The organism is Veillonella parvula, assembly GCF_047241225.1.
Lineage (GTDB): Bacteria > Bacillota > Negativicutes > Veillonellales > Veillonellaceae > Veillonella > Veillonella parvula_O.
Genome location: NZ_JBKTIE010000004.1, coordinates 14,631 through 40,698, shown reverse-complemented (window position 1 = coordinate 40,698; position 26,068 = coordinate 14,631). Strand labels below are relative to the sequence as shown.

The 26,068-nt window shown below is 40.1% G+C and carries 23 protein-coding genes; 20 read left to right on the top strand and 3 right to left on the bottom strand.

Annotated features, from left to right (window positions below):
- Positions 1 to 4 precede the first annotated feature (4 nt).
- The 7 genes from ACLRYO_RS08335 (at position 5) to ACLRYO_RS08305 (ending at position 11,616) form a co-directional block, all read left to right on the top strand.
- The gene (locus tag ACLRYO_RS08335) at positions 5 to 3,052 is read left to right on the top strand and encodes an ATPase (RefSeq protein WP_195395011.1); all 3,048 of its coding nucleotides are present in this window, start codon (positions 5 to 7) and stop codon (positions 3,050 to 3,052) included.
- Positions 3,053 to 3,404: 352 nt separating this feature from the next.
- Positions 3,405 to 4,355, top strand: a complete 951-nt coding sequence (locus ACLRYO_RS08330; RefSeq protein WP_012864090.1) for an aspartate carbamoyltransferase catalytic subunit — start codon at positions 3,405 to 3,407, stop codon at positions 4,353 to 4,355.
- Positions 4,339 to 5,625: a dihydroorotase gene (locus ACLRYO_RS08325; protein WP_123138508.1), complete on the top strand. Its 1,287-nt coding sequence runs from the start codon at positions 4,339 to 4,341 to the stop codon at positions 5,623 to 5,625. The genes ACLRYO_RS08330 and ACLRYO_RS08325 overlap by 17 nt, the downstream gene beginning before the upstream one ends.
- A complete protein-coding gene (gene carA, locus ACLRYO_RS08320; RefSeq protein WP_008715755.1) occupies positions 5,625 to 6,692 on the top strand; it encodes a glutamine-hydrolyzing carbamoyl-phosphate synthase small subunit in 1,068 nt (355 codons plus the stop codon). Before ACLRYO_RS08325 ends, carA begins: the two co-directional genes overlap by 1 nt.
- 1 nt (position 6,693) lies before the next feature.
- On the top strand, positions 6,694 to 9,894 hold the full coding sequence (carB, locus tag ACLRYO_RS08315; RefSeq protein ID WP_101929023.1) for a carbamoyl-phosphate synthase large subunit: 3,201 nt from the start codon (positions 6,694 to 6,696) through the stop codon (positions 9,892 to 9,894).
- A 4-nt stretch (positions 9,895 to 9,898) separates the two neighbouring features.
- Positions 9,899 to 10,666, top strand: a complete 768-nt coding sequence (locus tag ACLRYO_RS08310) for a dihydroorotate dehydrogenase electron transfer subunit (protein WP_008715751.1) — start codon at positions 9,899 to 9,901, stop codon at positions 10,664 to 10,666.
- The gene (locus tag ACLRYO_RS08305) at positions 10,666 to 11,616 is read left to right on the top strand and encodes a dihydroorotate dehydrogenase (RefSeq protein ID WP_101929025.1); all 951 of its coding nucleotides are present in this window, start codon (positions 10,666 to 10,668) and stop codon (positions 11,614 to 11,616) included. Before ACLRYO_RS08310 ends, ACLRYO_RS08305 begins: the two co-directional genes overlap by 1 nt.
- 188 nt (positions 11,617 to 11,804) lie before the next feature.
- On the opposite strand, the gene ACLRYO_RS08300 is transcribed toward ACLRYO_RS08305, so the two are convergent.
- The gene (locus ACLRYO_RS08300) at positions 11,805 to 12,695 is read right to left on the bottom strand and encodes a LysR family transcriptional regulator (RefSeq protein ID WP_004695545.1); all 891 of its coding nucleotides are present in this window, start codon (positions 12,693 to 12,695) and stop codon (positions 11,805 to 11,807) included.
- A gap of 195 nt (positions 12,696 to 12,890) precedes the next feature.
- On the opposite strand from ACLRYO_RS08300, the gene ACLRYO_RS08295 reads away from it, so the two are divergent.
- Positions 12,891 to 13,076, top strand: a complete 186-nt coding sequence (locus ACLRYO_RS08295) for a hypothetical protein (protein WP_004695548.1) — start codon at positions 12,891 to 12,893, stop codon at positions 13,074 to 13,076.
- Between the two features lie 23 nt (positions 13,077 to 13,099).
- Here ACLRYO_RS08295 and ACLRYO_RS08290 read toward each other — a convergent pair whose 3' ends face one another.
- Entirely contained in the window at positions 13,100 to 13,753 is a 654-nt protein-coding gene (locus ACLRYO_RS08290; RefSeq protein WP_101929026.1) for a YigZ family protein, read from the bottom strand.
- 408 nt (positions 13,754 to 14,161) lie between these two features.
- Here ACLRYO_RS08290 and ACLRYO_RS08285 point away from each other — a divergent pair, with 408 nt between their 5' ends.
- The gene (locus tag ACLRYO_RS08285) at positions 14,162 to 16,336 is read left to right on the top strand and encodes a heavy metal translocating P-type ATPase (protein WP_101929027.1); all 2,175 of its coding nucleotides are present in this window, start codon (positions 14,162 to 14,164) and stop codon (positions 16,334 to 16,336) included.
- A 207-nt stretch (positions 16,337 to 16,543) separates the two neighbouring features.
- Positions 16,544 to 17,071, top strand: coding sequence for an ECF transporter S component (locus ACLRYO_RS08280; RefSeq protein ID WP_101929033.1), 528 nt, complete (start codon positions 16,544 to 16,546; stop codon positions 17,069 to 17,071).
- A gap of 188 nt (positions 17,072 to 17,259) precedes the next feature.
- On the opposite strand, the gene ACLRYO_RS08275 is transcribed toward ACLRYO_RS08280, so the two are convergent.
- A complete protein-coding gene (locus tag ACLRYO_RS08275; protein ID WP_278621892.1) occupies positions 17,260 to 18,585 on the bottom strand; it encodes an FAD-containing oxidoreductase in 1,326 nt (441 codons plus the stop codon).
- 311 nt (positions 18,586 to 18,896) lie between these two features.
- Between ACLRYO_RS08275 and ylxM the strand changes: the two genes are divergently transcribed.
- From ylxM to ACLRYO_RS08225, 10 genes are all read left to right on the top strand, one after another.
- On the top strand, positions 18,897 to 19,232 hold the full coding sequence (gene ylxM / locus ACLRYO_RS08270) for a YlxM family DNA-binding protein (protein WP_004695559.1): 336 nt from the start codon (positions 18,897 to 18,899) through the stop codon (positions 19,230 to 19,232).
- Positions 19,222 to 20,574: a signal recognition particle protein gene (ffh, locus tag ACLRYO_RS08265; RefSeq protein ID WP_278621890.1), complete on the top strand. Its 1,353-nt coding sequence runs from the start codon at positions 19,222 to 19,224 to the stop codon at positions 20,572 to 20,574. The genes ylxM and ffh overlap by 11 nt, the downstream gene beginning before the upstream one ends.
- A 60-nt stretch (positions 20,575 to 20,634) precedes the next feature.
- Positions 20,635 to 20,898, top strand: a complete 264-nt coding sequence (gene rpsP / locus ACLRYO_RS08260) for a 30S ribosomal protein S16 (RefSeq protein ID WP_004695565.1) — start codon at positions 20,635 to 20,637, stop codon at positions 20,896 to 20,898.
- A gap of 21 nt (positions 20,899 to 20,919) precedes the next feature.
- On the top strand, positions 20,920 to 21,147 hold the full coding sequence (locus tag ACLRYO_RS08255; protein ID WP_004695567.1) for a KH domain-containing protein: 228 nt from the start codon (positions 20,920 to 20,922) through the stop codon (positions 21,145 to 21,147).
- Positions 21,148 to 21,161: 14 nt separating this feature from the next.
- Positions 21,162 to 21,569, top strand: a complete 408-nt coding sequence (locus tag ACLRYO_RS08250) for a YlqD family protein (protein WP_413084809.1) — start codon at positions 21,162 to 21,164, stop codon at positions 21,567 to 21,569.
- Positions 21,569 to 22,066 (top strand): ribosome maturation factor RimM, encoded by a 498-nt coding sequence (rimM, locus tag ACLRYO_RS08245; protein ID WP_024060990.1) that lies wholly within the window; start codon positions 21,569 to 21,571, stop codon positions 22,064 to 22,066. Before ACLRYO_RS08250 ends, rimM begins: the two co-directional genes overlap by 1 nt.
- Positions 22,067 to 22,186: 120 nt before the next feature.
- Positions 22,187 to 23,002 (top strand): tRNA (guanosine(37)-N1)-methyltransferase TrmD, encoded by an 816-nt coding sequence (gene trmD / locus ACLRYO_RS08240; protein ID WP_024060989.1) that lies wholly within the window; start codon positions 22,187 to 22,189, stop codon positions 23,000 to 23,002.
- Entirely contained in the window at positions 22,999 to 24,045 is a 1,047-nt protein-coding gene (locus ACLRYO_RS08235) for a DUF4178 domain-containing protein (protein ID WP_278458094.1), read from the top strand. Before trmD ends, ACLRYO_RS08235 begins: the two co-directional genes overlap by 4 nt.
- A gap of 44 nt (positions 24,046 to 24,089) precedes the next feature.
- Positions 24,090 to 24,662: a hypothetical protein gene (locus tag ACLRYO_RS08230; RefSeq protein ID WP_105087066.1), complete on the top strand. Its 573-nt coding sequence runs from the start codon at positions 24,090 to 24,092 to the stop codon at positions 24,660 to 24,662.
- Positions 24,663 to 24,676: 14 nt separating this feature from the next.
- Positions 24,677 to 25,984, top strand: coding sequence for a glutathionylspermidine synthase family protein (locus tag ACLRYO_RS08225; protein ID WP_316708989.1), 1,308 nt, complete (start codon positions 24,677 to 24,679; stop codon positions 25,982 to 25,984).
- Positions 25,985 to 26,068: the final 84 nt, after the last annotated feature.

Here is a 26,068-nt window from a genome sequence, read left to right as displayed (position 1 = left end):
ATATATGTTTTCCTATAAATCAAGATATTGTGTAGCTGCGGCTATGGCTGCCATGGCTGCCCTTACAGGCCATGTAGAAGCTCGTGATATAGATTTACAATCAATTGGATATTTTCAGTTTTCTCCGTTGCCACCATCGTTGGTGTCTCAAACTGATACATTGCTCCTATCGGATAGTCCTGAATATGTAGGCCCCGTAGGAGGTACGTTAAGTGCAGGTACAATTAATGGCAATGGTCGTATCTATTTCTATCATGTAAATGAAATGGATTTACCTCACAAGATTGCTATCGTCTTAGAAAACCAAACGGCTTATCCAACTTCAGTACATGTCATGAGACAATTAAAATCTGTAGCTACACCTGATTATTTTGCAGCAGGTCGTGATTTGTCTCGAAAGGATTTGGAGCAACCTCTTAATGAAAGCCGAGATGCAAGACCATTATATTCTCTTAGCATCCCACCACAAGGGCGCCAATTAATCTTTAGTGACTTAGAAAATACACCGGTAAATCGAGATGCATTATTTACGGGTATTGTAGATATTAAAACAGAAGGGCCTATATTTGCGCGTGTCATGATGTTGCCTATGGGGATGGACCCTGTAGATGCGTCACATTGGGTGAAAAACCTTCCTATTGATGAAATACAATTACGCGGTACTTATACTGGTGCTAAGCGTAATATGGAGGTTACTACACCATTCGATACCTCTTTAGGTGGTGCCTTTGTAGAAATTGGTAATGACCGAGAAGATACGTTTATTAATGGTGTAGACGAAATGCAAAATAAAGCATTTGTTCGAGATCGTGGTAACTATGGCGTATCGTATACGTTAAAAATTCCTACAAAGGGGAATGAACCGTTTAGACTGTATTTTAACCCTCTTGGGGGACCTTATTCTGGTTCCTTTACGGTAAAAACATTGCATCAACAAGGTGCTAGAAGGGGGCAGACAGATACACGGACTTATCACATTGGTGGTGCAGATGGTATTTCCGCATTAGGGGAAGGTACTATATTAGATAGCCGTCTTTTAGGGAACTATAATGCGGGCGATTTATTAACATTAAACTTTATGCCAGCCGGTGCATCGAATTTGCCAATTCGTTTCTTGTTGATTCCTGAATCTCTTGCAAATCCACAAAAACATCAAACTATTGCTGTTAATGTACCAAAAGATGTTAAAGATATTTTAGGGAACCCAACTCAAGGGGGAACACAAATACCTGTAGGACCTGTAGGTGGTAAAGATGGAGATAAAGGGTCCGTAGATACTAAAAAATCTACTGTTGAAAGTCCAGCTAAACGGGCAGAAGTAATTGCTCATGAAGAAACTAAAAAGTTAAGCGATAAAGCTGTAGCAGATGTAAAAAAAGAAGCACAACTTAAAAAGGCAAAAGACGAGAAAGAAGCATTAGCTCGTAAAAAAGCTGAAGAGGCTCGACTAGCTGCAGAAAAAGCCGAAATGTTGCGAAAGGCTGCAGAAGCCAAGCATGCTGAAATTGAGCGCAAGATGGCTGAAAAAGCCGAAGCAGAGCGTAAAGCAGAGGAAGCTCGCAAGGCGGAAGCGGCTCGTAAAGCTGAAATGGCACGTATCGAGGCAGCGAGAAAAGCGGAAGCAGATCGGCTAGAGGCGGCTCGTAAAGCAGAAGAAGCTCGACTAGCAGCGGAAGCAAAACGTCTTGAAGAAGAACGTAGAATTGAAGCTGCTCGTATTGAGGCCGCACGCAAAGCGGAGGAAGAAAGAAAAGCGGCCGAAGCTAAGGCACGCTTTGAAGCGCAAAGAGCAGCAGAAAAAGCTGCTTTAGAGGCCAAAAAGGCCGAAGAGGAACGCTTGGCTGCTGAGGCCAGAGCTCGTTTAGAAGCACAACGTAAAGCCGAGCAGGAAGCATTGGAAGCAAGACGTGCCGAAGAAGCTCGTAAAGCAGCAGAAGCGAAAGCTGCTTTAGAAGCACAACGTGCTGCTGAGCAAGCCGCTCTTGAAGCGAAGCGTCAAGAAGATGCTCGTAGAGCGGCAGAGGCTAAGGCTGCTTTGGAAGCACAACAAATGGAAGCAGCAAGAAAAGCAGAAGAGGCTCGTCGTGCGGAGGAAGCGCGTAGAGTAGAAGAAGCTCGAATTGAAGCGGAACGTAAAGCTGAGGCCGCTCGCGTAGCAGCAGAAGCAAAACGAGCAGAGGAAGCACGCAAAGCTGAAGCTGCGAGAATTGAAGCGGCGCGTAAAGCTGAACAAGCTCGTTTAGAAGCAGAAGCACGTAGAGCAGAAGAAGCTCGGAAAGCAGAAGCAGCTAGACTTGAGGCACAACGTAGAGCTGAACAGGAACGACTTGAAGCAGCGCGCCGTGCTGAAGAAGCTCGCATTGCTGCAGAGGCTAAACGTGCCGAAGAAGTGCGTAGAGCCGAAGAAGCTCGTCGCATAGAAGAAGCAAGACGTGCCGAAGAGGCTCGTAAAGCAGAGGCGGCTCGCATAGCGGCGGAAGCTCGTAAGGCAGAGCAAGAGCGACTTGCTGCAGAACGAGCTGAAGCAGAACGTCAAGCAGCCGAGGCACGACGCCTTGCTGAGGAACGATATAAAGCGCAACTAGAGGCAGAACGTAAAGCTGAAGCTGCCCGTCAACAAGCGTTGGCTCAAGCTGAAATAGAGCGTAAAGCAAAAGAGCGTGCTGAAGCGATTCAACGTGTTCGAGATCAACAAGAAAGCGCTCGTCGTCGTGCAGAACTTGCCCGTCAACAACTTGAAGCCGAACGTAAGGCTGCTCAAGCATCTAAGAGGACTCCTTCCTTCAGTGAACTTGATGATATTCATGGGGATACATCAAATGTAACTATTCCAAATGCTGTATCCATTGATGAGTTGACTAAACCTAGACCGACTGCATCTCAAAATACACGTCGTCGTGAGCAACGTCAACCTCAATTGTCGCCAAATCAGCAATATGTGCAGATAAATCCTGTAGCGAATGAGCCGCAACAAGATCAAATGCCATATACTCCACAAAATGAACAGCAAAATGATGAAGAAAACCCACCAAGATTATATCCATTAGGTTAAGACCCTTAATTTCTAAAAAAGAAATTTTAGATTAAAGTTTAAGATATAGGAGTGAATTAATAGCTGTTTAAATATAGAGAGGACAAGCAATTTTATATGCTTGTCCTCTTTTTAAAATCCATATGAATTTTGTGTTTTACATTGACTTTCAAAGGTGGATTCAGTACAATAAATAAAGAAAATGCATATATGGTACGAGAGACCATTGCATAATACAATACCTTTTAATTTAGTCCAGAGAGGCTGAGAAAGGAATATAGTTGAAGTGCCCATAGGGGCTTCTTTGTGCAAACTATTTGACCTTTTGCCCTGGGCAAAAGGTCTTTTTTGTTACGTGAGTTAGGAGGAAATCATGGGACAAGTTAGCCTAAAAGGCAAAGATTTATTGGGTTTGCAAAATGTGTCACCTGAAGAAATCAAATTGATTTTAGATGTGGCAAAGAAAATGAAGAAAATCGTTCTTTCTGATGACAAGAAGGTTCCACTATTAAAGGGGAAATCCATTATCAACCTTTTTATGGAACCAAGTACTCGTACTCGTAGTTCCTTTGAGTTAGCCGGAAAATATTTAGGGGCTGACGTAATCAATCTTTCTCCTAGTGGATCTTCCATGGGTAAAGGTGAAAGCTTCCGCGATACATTATTAACTATGTCCTACATGGGTACAGATGCTATCGTAATGCGCCACAGCGCAGAAGGTGCACCTTTATACGCTACGAAAGCCGTAGATCCGATTATCATTAACGCAGGTGATGGCGCTCATGAGCATCCAACACAAGCATTACTAGACATGTATTCTATCTTAGAGAAAAAGGAATCTATTGAAGGATTAAAGGTGGTTATCCTTGGCGATATAATGCATAGTCGCGTAGCACGCTCCAACATTTATGGACTTACAAAAATGGGGGCTGATGTACATCTGGCTGGTCCTCGTACAATGGTATATCCAGAACTTGAAAAATTAGGTGTTACCGTACACCACGATATTCGTGAAGCCGTTGTTGATGCAGATGTTGTAAACGTACTTCGCATTCAATTAGAACGCATTCACTCTGCACTATATCCTACAAACAGAGAATATGCACGTATCTTTGGTATTAATAACGATGTATTGAAATTAGCTAAAGACGATGTAATGGTCATGCATCCAGGTCCAATGAACCGTGGCCTAGAAATCGCACCAGATGTGGCGTATTCTGATCAATCAGTAATTCAAGAACAAGTGCGTAATGGCGTAGCTATACGTATGGCTGTATTGTACTTAACTATTATCGGAGGTGACGGTAGTGAGCTTGCTTATTAAAAATGGTACGGTAGTAAATCCGGCAAAAAAACAAAACGAAGTAGCAGACATTCTCGTAAAAGATGGTAAAATTGCAGCCATTGGTCAAAACTTAAATGCTGAAGGTGCTGAGATATATGATGCAACAGGTCTTATTGTAGCACCAGGCCTTATCGATATTCACACACATTTGCGTGAGCCAGGTCAAGAAGCGAAAGAAGATTTCCACTCCGGTACACAAGCCGCTGCTGCAGGTGGTTTCACACGTGTTGTAACTATGGCTAATACAAATCCTGTGGTAGATAATGCTGCGCTCGTAAGAGGGTTGCAAAAGCAAGCCGAACTTACTGGTGTTGTTAAGGTAGAATTTATTGGTGCTGTATCAAAAGGTCTTGAAGGTAAGGAACTTGCTGAAATGGGGGATATGGCAGAAGCTGGTGTAGTAGCTTTCTCCGATGATGGCCACTATGTAGAAAATGCTGCATTTATGCGTCGTGCTTTAGAATACTCGTCCATGTTTAATAAGATGGTTATCGACCATGCAGAAGATATTACATTGACTAAAAATGGCCATATGCATGAAGGTATTGTTTCTTATGAATTAGGTGTTATTGGTCGTCCTGCAGTAGCTGAAGATTTGGCTGTTGCTCGTGATATCTTGTTATCTGAAATGACAGGTGGTCATATCCATATTGCTCACGTAAGTAGTAAAAATACTGTAGATATGGTGCGCCGTGCGAAGGCTAAAGGTCTTAATGTAACCTGTGAAGTTACAAGCCAACATTTGTCTTTCACAGATGAATACCTACGCGAATATAATCCAGCATTTAAAATGGCTCCTCCAATTCGCTCAGAAGATCATCGCCAAGCATTATTAGAAGGCTTGAAAGATGGCACAATCGATGCGATTATTACAGACCATGCACCACATGCATACGAAGAAAAAGACCATGAATTCTGCTGTGCACCAAATGGTTTCAGTGGCCTCGAAACATCTTTGGCAGCGGTTATTACAAATGCATATGGTCCTGATAAACTTAGCATTGATCAAGTTGTGTACTATATGAGTACTCGACCAGCTGAGTTGATGCACCTTGATGCAGGTGTTCTTGAAGTTGGTAAGCCAGCGGATATTACTGTATTCTCTACAACTGAAAAGTGGACAGTAGATAGAAATAAATTTTATACAAAAGGTAAAGTTAGCCCATTTGATGGTATGACTGTTACAGGTAAAGCTAAACTCACAGTAGTTGATGGCAAAATTGTTATGAAGGAGGGCGTAGTCTTATAATGAAAGGCAAGTTAGTTCTTGAAGATGGTTCCGTGTTTGAAGGTTCCTTATTAGGTGGCGCCCCAACGGTAGGTGAAGTTGTATTTAACACAGGTATGACCGGGTATCAAGAAATCTTGACTGACCCATCCTATGCGGATCAAATTATTACATTAACCTATCCTTTAATTGGTAATTATGGTACTTTAAATTCTATCACTCAAGGTCCTAAGCCATATTGTAAAGGTTTTATTGTAGGTGAACTGTGTGACTTTCCATCTAACTGGCAAAATGAGGGGTTATTTAGTGAGTATCTTCGTTTGCACGGCATCCCTTGCCTTTATGATGTAGATACACGTGCGATTACACGTGTTCTTCGTAACCATGGTGTAATGAAGGGCGTACTCGTACGCTCTGATTACCCTATGGAGGATATTCAAAAATTATTTAAACAAGACTTGCCAACAGATCAAGTTATGCGTGTAACTACAAAATGGCAAGGTATGCGTGGCGATAAAAATGCTGAATTCCACGTAGCGGTAATGGATTATGGTGTAAAGGAAAATATCCTTCGCTCTCTAGAAGCTGCAGGCTGTCGTCTTACTGTATTTCCTGCAGATGCTAAGGCTGAAGATGTGTTGGCAGCAAATCCAGATGGTATTTTTTTATCTAATGGCCCTGGAGACCCTCAAGATCTTGGCTATGCAGTAGAAGAAGTAAAGAAAATGTTTGGTAAGAAACCAATCTTTGGCATCTGTATGGGGCATCAAGTATTGGCACAAGCTTATGGTGGTACCACATTCAAATTGAAATTTGGTCACCGTGGTTCTAACCATCCTGTACAAGATTTACGTACTGGTCGGGTATATATTACATCTCAAAACCATGGTTATGCGGTAGATGATACTTCTTTGCCAGATTTCGTAGAAATTACACATCGTAGTGTAAATGATGGTACCGTAGAAGGTATGCGTCATAAAGAATTGCCAATCTTCTCCGTACAATACCATCCAGAAGCATCCCCAGGACCTACTGATAACCTATATTTATTTGACGAATTTGAAGACTTAATGAGAAAGGGAAAATAATATGACCTCAGAAGCAAAAAAAGTACTTGTAATTGGTTCTGGTCCAATTATTATCGGTCAAGCTGCAGAGTTTGATTATGCTGGCACACAAGCATGCCGTTCCCTTCGAGAAGAGGGTTATAAGGTAGTATTAGTTAACTCCAACCCTGCTACTATTATGACGGATACAGATATTGCAGACCGCGTATATGTAGAACCGATTAGTCTTGAATTCGTAACAGAAGTTATAAAAAAAGAACGCCCTTGGGGCTTGTTGGCTACATTAGGTGGTCAAGTAGGTCTTAATATGGCGGTACAATTGTCTGAAGCTGGCGTATTAGAAGAATATGGTGTAAAACTTCTTGGTACAACTCTTGAAGCCATTAAACAAGCCGAAGACCGTGAACTCTTCAAAGAAGCGATGAAGGAAATCAACCAACCGGTTCCTGAATCCGATATCTTTAACGATCTTGAAGAAGCAGTAGCCTTTGCTAATCGCATTGGGTATCCTATTATCATCCGCCCTGCATATACTTTGGGTGGTACTGGTGGAGGTATTGCACATAACGAAGATGAAATGTATGAAATTACACGCCGTGGTTTGAAACTTTCACCAATCCATCAAATCCTAGCAGAACGTTCCGTTGCAGGTTGGAAAGAGATTGAATACGAAGTAATGCGCGATAGTGCAGATAACTGCATCATCGTATGTAATATGGAAAATATTGACCCTGTTGGTGTGCATACTGGTGATTCTATCGTTGTGGCACCAAGCCAAACCTTGAACGATATTCAATACCAAATGCTGCGTACCGCATCTGTAGAGATTATCCGTTATTTAAAAATCGAAGGCGGTTGTAACGTACAATACGCTTTGAATCCAAATAGCAACGAATATATTGTTATCGAAGTAAACCCTCGCGTATCTCGTTCCTCTGCATTGGCATCTAAAGCAACTGGGTACCCAATTGCGAAGGTAGCAGCAAAAATTGCAGTAGGCATGACATTGGATCAAATTACAAATGCTGTAACCGGTGAAACTAAAGCATGCTTTGAGCCGACTCTTGACTATGTAGTAACTAAGTTTCCACGCTGGCCTTTTGAAAAATTCAACTTGGCAGATCGTACCTTGGGCACACAAATGAAAGCTACTGGCGAAGTTATGGCCATCGACCGTTCTTTGGAAGGCTCCTTACTTAAAGCAATTCGTTCCTTGGAAATTGGTTTAGACCATATTGAGCTTAAGAAAATCGCTCATGAGTCTATGGAACAATTGATCGAACGTTTACATTTAGTAGATGATGAACGTATCTATGTTGTAGCAGAAGCACTTCGCAAGGGAATTAGTGTAGAAAAAATCCACTATATTACAAAAATTGATACATTCTTTATTGAAAAAATTAAAAACATTGTTACTGTGGAAAAAGCATTGGCTGAGAAAGGTTTAACAGAGGATGTATTGCGCAAAGCAAAACGTTATTCCTTCACTGATTCTGTTATCGCTCGTTATGCTAATACAACTGTAGAAGATGTTCGTGCAAAACGTAAAGAATGGAATATTCTTCCAACATATAAATACGTAGATACATGTGCTGCAGAATTCGAATCTAAAACGCCGTACTATTACAGTGCTTATGCACAAGAAGACGAAGTTAAACCACTAGGCGAAAAATCCGTAGTGGTACTTGGTTCTGGCCCGATTCGTATTGGTCAAGGCGTAGAGTTTGACTACTGCTCCGTACATTCCTCATGGGCCCTTCGTAAAGCGGGTTATCAATCTATTATGATTAATAACAACCCAGAAACAGTGTCTACTGACTTTGATATTTCTGACTCTTTATACTTTGAGCCATTGACTGTGGACGATGTAATGGAAATCATCAATAAAGAACAGCCAGCTGGCGTCATTGCTCAATTTGGTGGTCAAACGGCTATCAATTTGGCAGGCCCATTGGCAGAACGTGGTGTCAAAATCCTCGGTACATCCGTAGATAGCATCGATATGGCGGAAGACCGTGAACGCTTTGATGAATTGTTGGCGAAACTTGGTATCCCTCGCCCAGTAGGTGCTCTGGTAACCTCTGATGAAGAAGCACAAGAAGCGGCTAAAAAGTTGAAATACCCATTAATCGTTCGCCCTTCTTATGTATTGGGCGGTCGTGCGATGGAAATCGTATACAACGATAAAGAGCTTGATGTATACATGAAGGAAGCCGTAGTAGCATCTAAGGAGCATCCTGTTCTTATCGACCGTTATATGGTTGGTATGGAGGTAGAGGTTGACGCTATTTCCGATGGTACCGATGTATGTATCCCTGGTATTATGGAACAAATCGAACGCGCCGGGGTTCACTCTGGTGACTCCATGGCCGTTTACCCAGCTCAACATTTGAGCCAAGAATTGATTGATCAAATTGTTGATTATACACGTCGTATTGCGGTAGGTCTCAATGTTAAAGGTGTTCTAAATATCCAGTATATCGTGGCTGACGGTGAGCTTAATGTTATCGAAGTAAACCCTCGCTCTAGTCGTACTGTACCGTTCATTTCCAAGGTTACAGGCATCAATATGGTTGAATGTGCAACTCGTATTGCCCTAGGTGAAAGTCTAAGTGATTTAGGTTTACCATTAGGTCTTGTGCCTAATAAACCATATGTAGCGGTAAAAGCACCTGTATTCTCCTTCTCTAAAATGGGCCTTGTAGAAATTGCTCTTGGACCTGAAATGAAGTCTACTGGTGAAGTTATGGGTATTGGCCGCACGTATTCTGAAGCACTATTTAAAGCTATTAATGGTGCCAACATGCGTATCCCAGAGGATGGTACAATCCTTATGACTGTTGCAGACCGCGATAAAGAGGAAGCGAGTCAATTAGCAAAAGGCTTTATTGATTTGGGTTATCACATTGAAGCAACTGGTGGTACTGGTAAATACTTCAAGGAACATGGCGTTGACTGCAAGGTAGTTAACAAAATCTCTGAAGGCGATGATAACTGTGCTGACCACATTCGTCAAGACAAAGTCGATCTTGTACTTAATACATTGACTGCAGGTAAACGACCTGAACGCGAAGGCTTCCAATTGCGTCGTCTTGCTGTAGAAATGGGTACACCATGCTTAACAAGTCTCGATACAGCACGGGAAGTATTGCGTGTTGTGGCGAATCGTAAAGATGATGCGAACTACACTGTAGAAGCATTACAAGATTTTGAATTGGAGTAAAATCATGAGTGGCTATGTAGAACAGGGCGAAGTCGTTCGCAATGAGCAAATAGGCTCTGATGTGTGGATTATGGATGTTCACGCACCAAAACAAGCAGCAGAAGCAAAGGTAGGACAGTTTTGTAATGTTCGCGTAGCGGATTCTACGGCACCATTGTTGCGCCGCCCTATTAGCTATGCTGGATTTGATGCCCGAAAGGGTACGATTACCCTTTTGTATCGCGTCGTAGGCAAGGGGACTGAAATTATGACACGTCTCGTGCCTGGTGATACATTAGATTGTTTAGGTCCTTTGGGCGAACCGTTTGTAACATCTAATAATATGCTTCTCGTTGGCGGTGGCGTTGGTATTGCACCGATGCTATGTATCGCATCCCATTTGCAAAAAGATGAAGAAGCACAAGTTATTCTTGGTTTTAGAAATGAAAGCGAAACCTTCTGGGCTGATTTATTTAAAGATACGCCTGTTCAAGTCCACATCACTACTGATGATGGTAGCGTAGGTACAAAAGGCTTCCCTACAGCAATCATGCCTGACCTAATTAATGCTAATTCGTTTACCTCTGTTATGACTTGTGGTCCTATGCCTATGATGAAAGGCGTAGCACAAGTGGCTAAAGAACTCAATGTGCCATGCCAAGTATCTTTAGAAGAGCGCATGGGATGTGGTACGGGCGGTTGCTTAGGTTGCGCTTGTGATGGTGCCGGTGGCAAACGTTATAAAGTTTGTAAAGATGGTCCTGTATTCCCAGCTGAGGAGGTGTTCTTTTAATGCGTGAACGCGATTTAAATAACACCGTTACGCCTAATCCAAAGCTCGCCATCGATTACTGCGGGATTAAGATGAAAAATCCTATTATCGCTGCATCTGGTACCTTTGGTAATGGCCCTGAGTATGCTGGTTATTTAGACCTTAGTAATGAAGTAGGTGCTATTTCTGTAAAAGGATTAACACCTAAAGGTCGTCATGGCAATCCTGGTACTCGCATTGCAGAAACACCATCTGGCGTATTGAACTGTATTGGCCTTGAAAATCCTGGGGCTGAACATTTTGTTAAAGAAATTCTGCCGGATATTAAGAAATATGATGTACCTTTATTAGCCAATATGTCTGCGGGCACAATTGATGAGTTTACTTGGATGGCAGAGACGTTATCTGTAGATGGTATTGCAGGATTAGAAGTAAACGTATCTTGCCCAAATGTAGAATGTGAAGGCATGGCCTTTGGTGTAGATCCAAAGGTCGTTGAATCAGTAACTAAAGCGGTTCGTAAGGTAACGGATAAACCTGTTATCGTTAAGCTTTCACCAAATGTAACAGACATTGTAGAAATCGCAAAAGCCGTTGAAGCAGGCGGTGGCAATGGGGTAAGTCTAATTAATACCTTGTTGGGCATGGCTATAGATATTCACCGTCGTAAGCCTGTATTGGGTAATACTTACGGTGGATTATCAGGCCCAGCCGTAAAGCCTGTGGCTCTTCGCATGGTTCATCAAGTTTATAAAGGGGTAACTATTCCTATTATTGGTCTTGGTGGTATCATGACTGGCACAGATGCTATCGAATTTATGATGGCAGGGGCGCAAGCTGTTCAAGTTGGTACAGCTACGATGGTAGATCCAACAGCAATTTCACGTATTGCCCGTGAAATGAGCGAATATGTAGAACAATATAATCTTAACAGCATCACTGATATTGTAGGTGCTGTTCATCAAGCTTAATAAAATCATATCTACGGTGAACTTAAGCAACCATAAGCATTGCCGTAATGTAAGATCTGATACAAAAAGACCTAGTACAAATTGTACTAGGTCTTTTCTTATGTATTGTATTGGCATCTATAATCAAATAGGTACCAATCATATGAGCTGTTAATGTCATATTATGGTAATAGTATGTACAAATATGATTATACATAGGCTTTGTAAAAGTCGATAAATTGCTGCGCAACTGGGGAAAGCGCATGGCCTTTAAGCGTGATAAAAGCTTTTTTGAAATCCCCCGAGAATTCTGGCAATTTGATGCGGGCCATTTTGCGATGATTAATGAGTTCCTTAGCGTCCATTGGGACTAAAGAAACTGTACGACCAGAAGAGGCCCACTCAATAGCTGAGCTTTTTGTTGTAGTTATAGCTACCGCATTAAGTTGCTCCATATCTGTTAAGCTAGATTGCATAATCATTCGGACAGAGCCACCAGAAAGGGATAGAGGACATTTTTTTATGTCTTCCCACGTGATGGTATCATGTTCACGATCTGTCCAGAATACATCACGGCGGAAAATAGCGTATAAATGCTCTTCTTGGGTAAGCAGAATATCAAATTTATCGATATCTACCATTTGAATATTGGCGATACCTAATTCGGCGCTACCGTTGATAAGTTGGGTCACTACATTTGTCATAAGTCCTTCATAAATTTCAAAATGGACAGATGGATATTTCATGGAAAAAGCTGGTAAATATTGCTGTACGATTGGCGTTGAACGAGATGCAGACGTCGCAATGCGTAAAGTACCTTCAATGCGTGAATTCAATTGTTGTACAGCATTATATGTAGATTCTTCAATAGAGCAGAGTTGTTGCGCTTTTTCGTAGAAGATTTTACCAGCATCTGTTAATTGCAAGTTTGATCCTCGTTGGCCGCGTTTAATGTTGATTAATTGAGCCCCAAATTCAGCCTCTAAATATTTCAACTGCTTACTTAACGCTGGTTGTGTAATATGAAGAATCTCTGCGGCCTGTGTCATATTGCCCGTTTGAACAAGGGTAATAAAATTGTGGTAGTAAGATGTATCCATAGAATCTCCCTATTATACACATAATATGATAAATAAAAATTATAACGAACTAAGTAACGGTCATTTCACATTTAATAAAATGCTATATATACTAAATTCAACAAAGTAATAGAAAGTAAATTGAGTTTTAAATTATCTTTCTATACTTATCACAAATTTTGATATACAACAAGAGTTAAGAAAGTAGGTACTACTATGGGCGTGGTAAAAAGAACCTTAGGTCAAGCAATTCGTAATTGGGAAGCACGTAGATTAATGACGGCTCGTAATAAAATTAGCCGGAAAAAACAGTTAGAACGAGTATGGCCTTATCCTATGACTAAGGAAAAACGTCGTGAACTCGGTCAAGGCATAGCCGGTTTAGTTAATAACGGCAATTAAAAGTTTGGAATCTACTAACTAGATTATTTATCTAGTGGTAGTACCACCTCAATAGAATCTAATACAGTACAAGTAGCAGCTCCATGACTTATGTCTTGGAGCTCTTTTTGTATGTGCTCTACATCAGTAGGTGGTATTAGAATTGTAATGTCTACATATTCACCAAAGCTTGCTTCATAATGTAATTTTTCGTCCTGGACATATCTTTCTACTGCTCCATACAGCGAATAGTCAATCTTTGCTTGTAGTCGGGTTCGTGTTGTATGTAGTTCTTTAGGGGCAAGACGTAAGGTTTCCGCAACGGAGTGTGAATAGGCCCGAATCAAGCCACCAGCGCCCAATTTAATACCTCCAAAATAACGTGTTACGACGACGGCTACATTGGTAATGCCAGTCTTTTTGAGTACTTCTAGCATTGGTTTACCTGCTGTACCTGATGGTTCTCCATTATCGGAAGATCGTTGTTGTTCTTGCTGTGGTCCTAATGCATAGGCTGTGCAGTTATGACGTGCATCCCAGAATTCTTTATTGATGCGGCTTATAAAGGTTTGGGCTTCCTCTTCAGTCTTGCAAGGATATACAGTTGTTATAAACCGTGATTTTTCAACAACATATTCATGGCGAAATTCTTTTGCTAGAGAAATAAATTCCACCGTAGGGCTTACTGATTCAGTCATATATTCACCTCCTTTGGAATCAAAGCTTATGTTTATTCATCATCACTTTATTATAATCTATTTATGAAGGCTATGTATAGGTAAAAGCGGTTAATTCCCTTATAAAAAAGAAATAACCCTCTATATTTGGTAGGATATTGACGTAATGAGAATTTATGTTATCATTAAATATAGATATATGAGTAGTTAGTCATGTAATATGTTCATATATTGAAGTTTTAGAATATATTGAAACATTCTTAGTGAACGTGTTTATTGCTATTTTATTTACAATAGGATATATAGCTTTTTATAGATAGATGTTTAGACGTATATTTAAGTACATAAATACAAAATATAGTACGAATTTGTAATAATATAGTAAGTTGTAAGATAAGATATATCTACAGAGTAGAAAGGCCTGTGAATATGAGCGTAAAAAAACAAGAATTTGATATTACAGGTATGCACTGTGCAGCCTGTGTAAAACGCGTTGAAAACGTTGTTTCTAAAGTCGAGGGCGTAGAATCTGTTAAGGTCAACCTCTTAACTCGAAAGGGGAGTGTTGAATATAAAGATGGCGCTACTATAGATTCACAACAGATTATTGATGCCATTACGAATATTGGTTTTGGTGCTACAGAAGCAGACGAAACAAAGCAAGAAATAGAAAAGGTTAACTTAAAACCTCATATTATACGACTTATTATTGCCGCTTGTATGGCAGTACCGATGATGATTAATATGACCTTACATCGATTTGGTATTCAGGCATTGCCTGTATGGGTAGAGTTTGTTCTTGCTACTATTGCTCAGTTTGGTCCTGGTCTCATGTTCTATAAGAGCGCCTGGAGTGCAGTGAAAAATGGGGCGCTTACGATGGATGTACTCGTAGTAATGGGCACGACGGTAGCTTATCTATTCAGTATCTATAACTGGCAATTTCACCCTGAATTAGGCCCTCATGGAATATATTTTGAAACCTCTGCGTGGCTCATTACATTTATCCTTCTTGGTAAGCTATTAGAAGAAATTGCGAAGGGGCGTACCTCTGAAGCACTTCAAAAGTTGATTGCCTTACAACCCGCAACAGCTCATGTGTTGCGTGATGGAGAATTTATTGATATCCCTACATCTAAGGTGGTAACCGGTGATATTTTACAAGTTCGTGCAGGTGAAAAAATCCCTGTTGATGGCACGATTACTGAGGGATATTCCACAGTAGATGAGGCTATGCTGACCGGTGAAAGCTTACCGGTAGAAAAACAAGTTGGTTCTGAAGTTATTGGTGCTACTATAAACCTAAGTGGCGCTTTTACCATGGAAGCAAAGCGTATCGGTTCCGATACGATGTTGTCTCAAATTATCAAGGTTGTAGAAGAGGCACAAACCTCCAAGGCTAGTATTCAACGTATTGCAGATATCGTGGCTCAATATTTTGTACCGACCGTTATTGGCCTTGCTGTTTTGACAGGTCTTGTGTGGTACTTCATTATGGGAGATTCTATTAACGTTGCTCTCATTAATGCAACAGCGGTACTGGTTATCGCATGTCCTTGTGCGCTTGGCCTTGCTACACCAACATCTATCATGGTTGGGTCTGGCCTTGGTGCGGAACACGGTGTGCTCATCAAGAGTGCAGAATATCTTGAAAAAGCGGGTAAACTCGATGCCATTGTTATGGATAAAACCGGTACCCTTACACAGGGTGTATTGGATGTGACGGCTTTTAAAAATTATAATGGTGATGAAAGTACTAATATGTCTATTATGATGGCTCTTGAAAGTGGTACATCTCATCCGATTGCAAAGGCCATGGTTTACTATGGTGAAGATCATGGCTATAAAGGTAAAGCTGTTGAACTTGAAAGTTTTGCTGATGTACCAGGTAAAGGGTTACAAGGTGCATACCAAGGCGTATCCGTACAACTTGGGCACAGTCGTTGGATGAATGAACTAGGTTATGATTTAACGGCGGTTCAAGAAGATATTTTACAATTTGAAGAACAAGGTGCTTCCGTATCTGTTCTAGCTGTAGATGGCGTTGTTAGTGCTTTGTGGGCTGTAGAAGACGAATTACGTCCAGAAACTATCGAGGTTGTAAAAGAGTTACATGCTCAAGGTATTGATGTATGGATGCTTACTGGTGATAATCGTCGAACTGCTCAATATATTGCTAAACAGGCGGGTATCTCCCATGTTATAGCTGAAGTATTGCCTCAAGATAAGGCTAGCAAGGTAAAAGAATTGCAAGATAAAGGTCTTGTAGTGGGGATGGTTGGTGACGGTATCAATGATGCTCCTGCTCTCGTTACGGCAGATATTGGTTTTGCTATTGGCAGTGGTACAGATATTGCGGTAGAAGCAGCCGACATCGTCCTTGTACGAAATGATTTACATACCTTGGTACAAGCAGTACGACTCAGCCGTAAGACAATGACCAATATTAAACAAAACCTATTTTGGGCATTGATCTTTAACTGTATTGGCATTCCTTTGGCCGCTATTGGTGCGTTAAATCCTATGATTGCTGGTACAGCGATGGCATTTAGCTCTGTTACAGTTGTAAGTAATTCACTTCGTTTGAAACGAGCTAAAATTTAAGATTATACATATAATTGAATACTATAAAGCACCTATACAGAGGTATAGGTGCTTTATTATATCTACAGACATATAGTTAAGTATATATTTATATCTTATATTGAGACGTGAAATGAATATTTAATTCCTACGATAATGGTGTTTTTAGACGGCTTATGATTTGTTATACTGAATATAGTAATTGATTTAAAAGAGAGGTTCATGATTATGAAATTAAGTACTCGAGACATTGTCTATATTGGTTTTATTGCCGCGTTATGTGCAGTGGCTACTACAATTCGCATTGAAATACCGAGTGGCGCTATGGTTCATTTAGGATCGGCTGCACTCTTTACAACATCTATACTTTTTGGTGGATTATATGGAGGCTTGGGTGCGGCAATTGGATCTGCACTATTTGATCTCTTTGGTGGTCATACACAGTACATCGTATTCTCTTTCTTTATTAAAGGAATTGCAGGACTTATCGTAGGTGGTATGACTGCAGGCTATTTGCCACCCTCTATTACAAAACCAACTGCATCCTTTGGTCGTATTTTAGTAGCCCTTATTATTGGTGCTGTTTGGACCGCTTTTGGCTACTTCCTTGCGTGGTGGTTCGTTCTTGAAAGTGCGGTCGTGGCGGCTAGTAAAATTCAATACTCTTTGATTACAAGTGCCGCAGGAATTGTGGTTGCTATTGTATTAACCCCTAAATTACAAACGATAGTGCGCAGATTGTTTACTAAAAATTAATTGCTACAATGTCTTAGCATGTTTTAGTTAGGCACTGCTAAAAAAGCTATAATAATCTGATACATTGATAAATAAACTATCATATCGATAAATACAAAAGCCTTTAGTTGCTAAATTAGTTTAGCGTCTAAAGGCTTTTTGGTTAGGTTATTATTTTATAATTAGTGATTGTATTAGCTATTAAATTATTAGAAATTACAAAGGTCGTTTAAGTTTTCTGCCATTGTAGGGTGTGTGAAGATTTGATTTTTGAAATATGTATATGGAATGTTATTATCCATAGCCATTTTAATTAAGTTAATCAATTCTTCTGCGCCTTGGGAATAGAGTGTAGCGCCCAGGATTAAGTCGTTATCCGCATCTACAACAATTTTAAAAGCACCTTTTAAATAGTCGTTTACATGTGCTCTTGGCATGGTAGCTACGAGCATTTCCTTGGTTTTAATCGTATATCCTTGGTTGATTGCATCTTCTTCTGTAAGACCTACCCGAGAAAGTGGAGGTGTTAGGAAGGTAGTATAAGGTATATTTTTACGATCTTTTAAGGTATAGTGGCCGTTGCCTGTAAGTGCACCAAATACGATACGGAAGTCATCAAGAGATACATATGTGAATTGAGGACCACCGTTTACATCGCCGACTGCGTATACACCAGGAACGGAGCTTTCACAAGTATCATTAACTACAATAGCACCGCGTTCGTTAGTAGCGATATCAGTATGTTCTAAACCGATATTAGCTGTATTGGCTTTGCGACCTGTAGCATATAGAACAGCATCAAATGTATAGTTTTGATTATTAGCTTTGATAACTGGTTTGTTGTCATCATTGGATACAGAGTCTAATGTTACATTATTAAGAATGGTAATGCCTTGTTCAGTTAAGTACTCAGTAGCTAGCTCTTGAACGATAGGTTCTTCGCGTTTTAAGATGCTAGATTCGATGTTGAATACAGTTACCTTAGCACCAAGTTTTGCATATAGACTTGCAAATTCAAGACCGATAGGACCAGCGCCGATAACACCTAATGTACTAGGTTGAGTAGGTAATTGTTGAATTTCTGTACTATTATAGAAACCTGTAGCTGTATCAATGCCAGAAATATTAGGTTTAATCGCTACAGCACCAGTGTTTATAACGATAGTGTCAGCAGATAATATAATCTTATCCTCGCCAGCGGTAACAGAGATTTCTTTATTGCTAATAAATGCACCATGTCCAGTATAGACATCGACATGATCATTAGAATCTAACATAGTAAAGTTTTTATTTCTTAAGCGAGATGTAACAACTTCACGTTGATTTAATACTTGATCGTATGATAAGCCTTTTGATGCGGCAATGATCATCGTTTTAGTAGGAATACATGCGATATTAATACATGTACCACCGTACATTAGTGGATTTTCTTCAATCATGGCTACGGATTTGCCCATAGAGCCAAATTTTGCGGCTAATGTTTTGCCAGCCTTGCCGAAACCTAAGACGATAATGTCATATTGTTTGGTATTCATATAATACCTCCTGTTTTTTTATATTGAAAATATTAGATATTGATATTATAGCATATTATTATAGATATAAAAGTAGAAATTAGAATTAATTATCATTGATTATGAATTAAATTTGTCTAGAATGATTATGTTAAGGTAGTCAATTAGTTTATGGTTTTGTTCATTTAAGGGGATGAGATAGCTTGTATAACTGTGATTTATATGTATTATAGTAATGAATTAAGTGTGTTAAGTATTTCTACTTGACACATCTTTTTTTATAATGTACCATATGTAAAGTAATATGACTTGACAGTGATGGAGGTGGCGAAATGGAAGAACGAGTACTTATAAGTTTGCTCTTAGATTTCTATGGGCCATTGTTGACGGACAAGCAACGCATGTCCTTACAACTTCACCACGAAGATGATATGTCCCTTGGCGAGATTGCTGAGGAATTAGGCGTATCACGACAGGCTGTACACGATAACTTACAGCGTGCTCGACACATTTTAAATGATTACGAATCTAAATTGCACTTGGTGGCACAATATGAACAACGGGAAGGCTTGCTTTCACAGTTGAAAGCAACATTGCCTAAAGAGGTGTTAGCCGAAACCAAGGTGCAACAAGTATTGGCGCAAATGGAGGGATATTATGGCATTTGATAGCTTGTCAGAAAAACTGCAAGAAGCCTTTCAATCCTTAAAAGGGAAGGGCAAAATTACAGAAGATGATGTCAATCTTGCGTTGCGTCAGGTACGTACAGCTTTATTAGAAGCTGACGTTAACTTTATGGTAGCAAAGGACTTTGTTAAGTCCATTAAGGAAAAGGCCCTTGGTGAAGAGGTGTTCGGATCCTTGAATCCAGCCCAAACGGTTATTAAAATCGTAAATGATGAGTTAACGGCTCTCTTGGGTGGTACGCAAAGTCGTATCATGATTTCTAGCAAGCCTCCAACGATTATTATGCTCGTTGGTTTACAAGGTGCTGGTAAGACTACAACAGCTGGTAAACTAGCTGTATACCTACGTAAACAAGGTAAACGTCCGATGCTTGTCGCTGCCGACGTATATCGTCCAGCTGCGATTACTCAGTTGCAAGTTGTAGGTAAGCAAATTGATATTCCAGTATTTGCGGATGAAACACATGGTGCAAATCCAGTAGATATTGCGCGTCGCGCTGTAGAGCAAAGCACGCATATGTTGAAAGATGTTGTTATCATCGATACCGCAGGACGTTTGGCTATAGACGAAGTCCTCATGGATGAGTTGTCAAACATCAAAGCTGCTGTTCGACCTCATGAAATTCTGCTCGTTGTAGATTCTATGATCGGTCAAGATGCAGTAACAACCGCTCAAACCTTTAACGAAAAATTAGGTGTTGATGGTGTTATCCTTACTAAACTCGATGGTGATGCGCGCGGTGGTGCCGCATTATCCATCAAAGCTGTAACAGGCTTGCCAATTAAGTTCACTGGTGTGAGCGAAAAAATGGATGGCTTTGATGTATTCTATCCAGACCGCATGGCTTCTCGTATTCTCGATTTGGGCGACTTTAAAACATTGATTGAAAATGTACAAGGCGCCATCGATGAAGAAGAAGCTCGTGTAATGGCAAAGAAAATGGCGAAAAACAATTTCACCTTGGATGACTTCTTAAAACAGATGAACCAGGTGCGAAAGTTAGGGCCATTACAAAATATTATTGGAATGTTGCCAGGCATGGGACAAATTAAGGATCAATTAAAGGACCTTGATTTGAATAGTAAAGAGGTGCGTCGTATTGAGGCTATCATTACATCCATGACGGCGGCAGAGCGAGAAAATCCAAGTATTCTTAACGGTTCTCGCCGCAAGCGTATTGCATTAGGTTCTGGTACACAGGTCCAAGATGTAAATCGCTTGTTGAAACAATTTGAAGAAGCGCGGAAGATGATGAAGCGCATGCAAGGTTTACGTGGCGGTAAGGGCGGCTTCCCTGGAATGCCTAAATTACCGTTTATGTAATACATGGGCAGGGGCGCTGAACTTGTCCATCCACATCAGTATAAGGAGGTGAATTTCACAATGTTAAAAATTCGTTTGACTCGTTTAGGTGCTAAAAAAGCTCCTTTCTACCGTATCGTAGTTGCTGACGCACGTGCTCCACGTGAAGGTCGTCCTGTTGACACAATTGGTCAATATGATGCTACTAAACAACCAGCTATCGTTAATGTAGACGAAGAAAAAGCTTTGGCTTGGTTAGCTAAAGGTGCTCAGCCTACTGACACTGTTCGCTCCTTGTTCAAAAAACAAGGCGTTATGCAAAAATTTGCAGACGCTAAAAAGTAATTAATAGAGAGGCATACTGTGATGATAGAATTAATTTCATTAATTGCGAAATCATTAGTGAAGCAGCCTGATGCCGTTTCTGTTACCATGGTCCAAAAGGGGAATGTGGAAGTTTATGAACTTCATGTAGCCCCAGAGGATATGGGTAAAGTCATCGGAAAGCAAGGTAGAATTGCTAAAGCGATTCGCTCTGTGGTGAAAGCGGCGGCTATTAAAGAGAACAAAAAGATATCTGTTGATATTGTTTAAAAGGGAGTATTCCAATGGAAGAAATGACATTACGTGTCCCTGTAGCAGTAAAAGCAAAAGTAACAGATGACTTGAAAGCGAAAATTGTTTCCGATCTTGAAACTCGTCTTGATATGGTGAATAAAGATTTGGAAGCAATTGAGTTCCAAGCTCAACGTATTTTGGCTGATGCAGCTAAAGTTGATGCTACAAGTCTCACTGCTATTCGTCAACAAATCGACGAAGAAAAAAATAAACGCTTGGCTTTCAAAGAAGAAGTAACAGCTAAATTGAAGGATGCTAAGGAGTTGTCTTTAGGAACTGAAATTACTCAAGGTACATTAGAGCAAACAGTTACCGTTAAAATCGGGGATAATTTGGATGCCTTGATGGGCGCTGAAATCCTATTAGAAGACGGTAAGATCGTTGCGTTTCGTCAATAATGAAACATAACGATTTCATCACAATAGGTGTTATCATCGCCCCGCACGGCGTGCGGGGTGATCTTCGTATTATGCCTCAAACCGATTTTCCAGAACGGTTTATGCATATGGATGCCTGTTACATCGATGGTAAAGAATACCACGTTGCATCCGCACGATTTCACAAACAATTTGTATTAGCATCCTTTAAGGAAATTCCTGATCGTAATACGGCTGAATTATTGAGTAAGAAAGAAATTCAAGTGCGCCGTGAAGATTTAGTGGAATTGCCAGAAGGTCGCTATTATATCTTTGATATCATTGGCCTTGAGGTACAAGATACTATGGGTAATGTGCTTGGCATAGTTACTGATGTATTACAACCAGGTGCTAATGATGTCTATGTGGTCTCTAAAGATGGGGAACCAGATCAATTATTTGCAGCCATTGAAGAGGTCGTTAAAGACATCGATGTGGAAAATAAATTGATGATCGTAGATCCGCCTGAATGGATATAATCCTTTGGGCGGTTTTGTTTTATCTACATATAGGTATATTATCGTAAAAGGTATATAATATAGCTATATATAGATAATACTAATGAGTTAATGTGAGTTAATAAGTACAGGGGACGGTTTATGCGTATTGATATTGTATCTTTATTTCCAGAGTTTTTTGATGCGTTTTTTAATCATTCCATCATAAAACGAGCTATCGAGGCAAAACGTCTATCTGTAGGTGTAACGAATCCTCGAGATTTTAGCCATAATAAGCATGGTCAAGTAGACGACACACCATATGGTGGCGGGGCTGGTATGCTCATGATGGCACCTCCTATTTTTGAAGCCGTAGAATCCGTTATTGCTCAATATGATAGTGATATTAATGATACTTATACCACAGATGAGATGTGTGATGAAATGAGTCTTATTGGTAATCCTAATGAAAGTATACGACGTCGTATTATCTTTATGGGACCTACAGGACAGCCTTTTACACAGGAGAAGGCTCGTGAATTGGCTAGCTATGATCAAGTGGTCCTTATTTGTGGTCACTATGAAGGTGTAGATTATCGCGTAGAGAAACATCTTGTAGATGAAACGATTTCCATTGGTGATTATGTATTGACCGGTGGTGAGTTGCCAGCCATGGTAGTTACTGATGCAGTGGCTCGCATGATACCTGGTGTATTAGGTGCGGCCAGTGGGGCACAAGAGGACTCTTTTTATGAGTCTCTTTTGGAGTGCCCGCAATATACAAAGCCTCCAGAATTTAGAGGGTGGGCTGTTCCAGATGTATTGCGCAGTGGTCATCATAAAAATATTGCCGCATGGCGTCAAAAGGAAGCACTAAAACGGACACGATTATTACGGCCTGATTTATTGGAACGACCATTAACAAACGAAGAAGTTAAGCTTTTAAAAGAAATTATTGCAGAAGAGTCTAGGCTATGAAATTTAAGTGTTATGATGTTGTAGAGATTCAGGGAAAACGATACGTAGTCGGGGAGGTCCTTTCTTATCAAGAGTTTATCGTTGATAAAACAATACGTTATGATCTTAATGATGAAAATTATAAAAAAGAACTAGGTGTTTCCAAAGGAGCTCAGTCTTGGACCGAATATGGTCTTATGCCCGTTAATGGGACGGATAAAAAATGGCTTACCATTGTAAACGGTGAAAAAGAATATTGCACTTTTTCTGAAACAGTTTTACGTTCAACCCCTCCTGCAGGATATAGACTACATGATAAAGGTATAGAACGTGTCGTAGCTGTGGAGGGGCAATCGAAGGCTAGAAGTGGCGACGAAGCAGATTATAAAGAATATAGAGCGGTTCAAAAGGATAAGACCTTTGTATTTTTTATAGAGAACTGGCGTGGTGGTTTAACAGATCAGGCTCAAGGCGAACGGATTCGTTTGTCTGATATACATCGACGGAGAGATCAGGCTGCACAAGCGGCGAGTAAAAAAGTGCGAAATGCAGCGCGCAGAAAAGAATGGACTCAATTGGGTCTAAGTTGGGGAATTATTTTACTCTTTTTGGGGTATTTGTTTATAGGAGATTTGTCTTGGCACGAGCTTCGTGATGAAGTGGGTTTTCCCTATACTATGGAGGAGCGCATTAAGGATTCCTATTATTATGAATCACAAGGTATAAAAGACGGTTTAAAGGTGTATACGTCAAAACAAGATCCTAATGCAACGGCTATCGATCTTATCGATGCCGTGTATGGCAAGGTTTATACCATTAAACAAGACACAAAGTCTCCAGAGAAGTGGATTGTTATTTATACAACGAATGAGGTATCTGTTATTAGTACGGTTAATGATACTACTTATGTTGAGGTCGGATTGCTTAAAAATTTGCCTGATTCAGAGGATACACGATTGGCGAATATTAGAAACGACAGTGACATATTGTTGCGGTATGCGTATATGGTGGAATTAAAGAATAAGCAGGGACGTCAGACTTTATTAAAAGAAATAAAAGATTGAAATAGTATTGATTCCAGTCACGAAATCAAACGAAGGAATATTTTATGTATGAACCAAGTAAGAATACTGTTTACATAGCCATAGCCTTTACATCTATAGCAGCTCTAGTAGGCGCTTATTCGTATTGGGATGATGTTAGCTATGCCCTATGTGATGTGGTTAAACCAGAATTAAATAATGGTGAAGTACGGCTCGTTGATGATGAAGGTAAAAGCTATACCTTGATTAATCATGGTGATGGAAAAGAAACGGCACTTTATGATGATGCTGAGAAGTCTGTTACCTTTCATCGCGATGAGAAAGGCAATATTATATGGGATGCAGGCTTAGCCAGCTTGATTCCGACTCTGGCTGTAGGGTATTATGCGTTTCATGGATTTTCAGCCCCAATGGCATATATGGATGCACCAAGTATGACTTATCGCGTTACGTCGCCTCTTACACCTTTTGATGCAAATACAGGCGCTAGTAAATCTAATAGTGAAAGAGTGGCTAGAACTATTAATGAAATGACTAGAAATCGTTACAATACTAAAACGAGTAATCGAGCACATAGAATTGGTGAAAAATATGGCTTTGGTAGTGTAGGCGCCCGAACTTCAAGCGGGACCTCCTGATGAAAGGATAAACAATGAAATCCTATATTGATGAGCTGGATAGAAATATATTTAATTTTGTGGAATATGAAGGATATGATGATCGGTATCCTTCATTGTCTATGCAGGCCTTTTCATCCGACTTTTACGATGAAATTCGCCATGCTTCACGTAGATTATTTCAAATATTTTGTAAAGCAGCAAAAGTATTTCAAATGGCACCAGATGACTTTGCTCGAAATATGGATATGCCAGACAATTTAATTCCTTACTTACATAAGTCGAATGCCTTAGGTTTACCGACGTGGTTATCTCGTTTTGATTTTGTTCTCGATATAAATGGCAATTTGCGCATGGTAGAACTTAATGCGGATACGCCATGTTTTCTCATTGAAAGCTATTATGCCAATGAAATTGGAGCTAATTATGTAGGACGAAAACATCCTAATACAGAATGCCGAAAAGAATTACATACATTTTTAAAGCGCATGTATGATGCTGTTTTATCAGCTAAGTATGGTAGAAATCAATATAAGTCTATGCTGGCAAATAGAGAAAGACTACCTAAGGATCCCTTTGTATTCTCCTGCTTTCATGATTATTTTGAAGACTACGGTACAACACAATTTCTTATGAAGGAATTAAAAACAGCCTGTCCTGAGGCAGACACGCGATTCATATCCTTTTATGATATGAAGATTGATGATGAGGGCATTCCTTTAGCAGATGGTAGTCATGCGACTCTATTGTATCGATTGCATCCTATGGAACTTTTAATTGATGAACAAACACCAGATAATGAACCTTTGGGTGAGATGTTTTTAGATCTTTACGAGGAGAATAGATTTGCTCTTTTTAATCCGCCAGAGGCAATTATTTTACAAAACAAATCATTTATGTCTTTAGTGTATGCGTTGTATTTAACAGATCAATTTTTTACGAAACCAGATCGAGATATCATCGAGCGTTATTTGGCACCATCCTATTTTGAAAATGATTTTTCCTCTCTTGATGATGGCCTTTATATTCAAAAGGAGATTTGGGGGCGTGAAGGAAAGCATGTACAAGTTGTTCAAAAGCGTGGTGATACATCTGAGCTTTACATGGAAAAGCTAGTTGATAACTATGACGATATCATTTGTCGTGATAGTAAAAAGGTTATGTATCAAGATTTTATACAGCAGAAACGTTTTACTCATACAGTGGATTGTGGAGTGAAAGATGGATTTTTAACCTTATCCTGTTTTATGCTTGGTGATCAAGCTTCCGCGGTAGGATGCCGTTTTTCTCCGGAAGAGATAGCTGGTACAGAAGCATACTTTGTACCATTATTAATAGAGTAAGCGAAATACTATGAAATTTGTGACCATATAGTATGGGCAAACGAATGATAATAGGTGTATTTAGCAGCAGTCGTGCTTATGTCT

Bases quoted from the DNA above. Each gene is read 5' to 3' on its own strand.
- ACLRYO_RS08335 (WP_195395011.1), top strand. From the start codon at position 5: ATGTTTTCCTATAAATCAAGATATTGTGTAGCTGCGGCTATGGCTGCC.
- ACLRYO_RS08330 (WP_012864090.1), top strand. From the start codon at position 3,405: ATGGGACAAGTTAGCCTAAAAGGCAAAGATTTATTGGGTTTGCAAAAT.
- carA (WP_008715755.1), top strand. From the start codon at position 5,625: ATGAAAGGCAAGTTAGTTCTTGAAGATGGTTCCGTGTTTGAAGGTTCC.
- carB (WP_101929023.1), top strand. From the start codon at position 6,694: ATGACCTCAGAAGCAAAAAAAGTACTTGTAATTGGTTCTGGTCCAATT.
- ACLRYO_RS08310 (WP_008715751.1), top strand. From the start codon at position 9,899: ATGAGTGGCTATGTAGAACAGGGCGAAGTCGTTCGCAATGAGCAAATA.
- ACLRYO_RS08305 (WP_101929025.1), top strand. From the start codon at position 10,666: ATGCGTGAACGCGATTTAAATAACACCGTTACGCCTAATCCAAAGCTC.
- ACLRYO_RS08300 (WP_004695545.1), bottom strand. From the start codon at position 12,695: ATGGATACATCTTACTACCACAATTTTATTACCCTTGTTCAAACGGGC.
- ACLRYO_RS08295 (WP_004695548.1), top strand. From the start codon at position 12,891: ATGGGCGTGGTAAAAAGAACCTTAGGTCAAGCAATTCGTAATTGGGAA.
- ACLRYO_RS08290 (WP_101929026.1), bottom strand. From the start codon at position 13,753: ATGACTGAATCAGTAAGCCCTACGGTGGAATTTATTTCTCTAGCAAAA.
- ACLRYO_RS08285 (WP_101929027.1), top strand. From the start codon at position 14,162: ATGAGCGTAAAAAAACAAGAATTTGATATTACAGGTATGCACTGTGCA.
- ACLRYO_RS08280 (WP_101929033.1), top strand. From the start codon at position 16,544: ATGAAATTAAGTACTCGAGACATTGTCTATATTGGTTTTATTGCCGCG.
- ACLRYO_RS08275 (WP_278621892.1), bottom strand. From the start codon at position 18,585: ATGAATACCAAACAATATGACATTATCGTCTTAGGTTTCGGCAAGGCT.
- ylxM (WP_004695559.1), top strand. From the start codon at position 18,897: ATGGAAGAACGAGTACTTATAAGTTTGCTCTTAGATTTCTATGGGCCA.
- ffh (WP_278621890.1), top strand. From the start codon at position 19,222: ATGGCATTTGATAGCTTGTCAGAAAAACTGCAAGAAGCCTTTCAATCC.
- rpsP (WP_004695565.1), top strand. From the start codon at position 20,635: ATGTTAAAAATTCGTTTGACTCGTTTAGGTGCTAAAAAAGCTCCTTTC.
- ACLRYO_RS08255 (WP_004695567.1), top strand. From the start codon at position 20,920: ATGATAGAATTAATTTCATTAATTGCGAAATCATTAGTGAAGCAGCCT.
- ACLRYO_RS08250 (WP_413084809.1), top strand. From the start codon at position 21,162: ATGGAAGAAATGACATTACGTGTCCCTGTAGCAGTAAAAGCAAAAGTA.
- rimM (WP_024060990.1), top strand. From the start codon at position 21,569: ATGAAACATAACGATTTCATCACAATAGGTGTTATCATCGCCCCGCAC.
- trmD (WP_024060989.1), top strand. From the start codon at position 22,187: ATGCGTATTGATATTGTATCTTTATTTCCAGAGTTTTTTGATGCGTTT.
- ACLRYO_RS08235 (WP_278458094.1), top strand. From the start codon at position 22,999: ATGAAATTTAAGTGTTATGATGTTGTAGAGATTCAGGGAAAACGATAC.
- ACLRYO_RS08230 (WP_105087066.1), top strand. From the start codon at position 24,090: ATGTATGAACCAAGTAAGAATACTGTTTACATAGCCATAGCCTTTACA.
- ACLRYO_RS08225 (WP_316708989.1), top strand. From the start codon at position 24,677: ATGAAATCCTATATTGATGAGCTGGATAGAAATATATTTAATTTTGTG.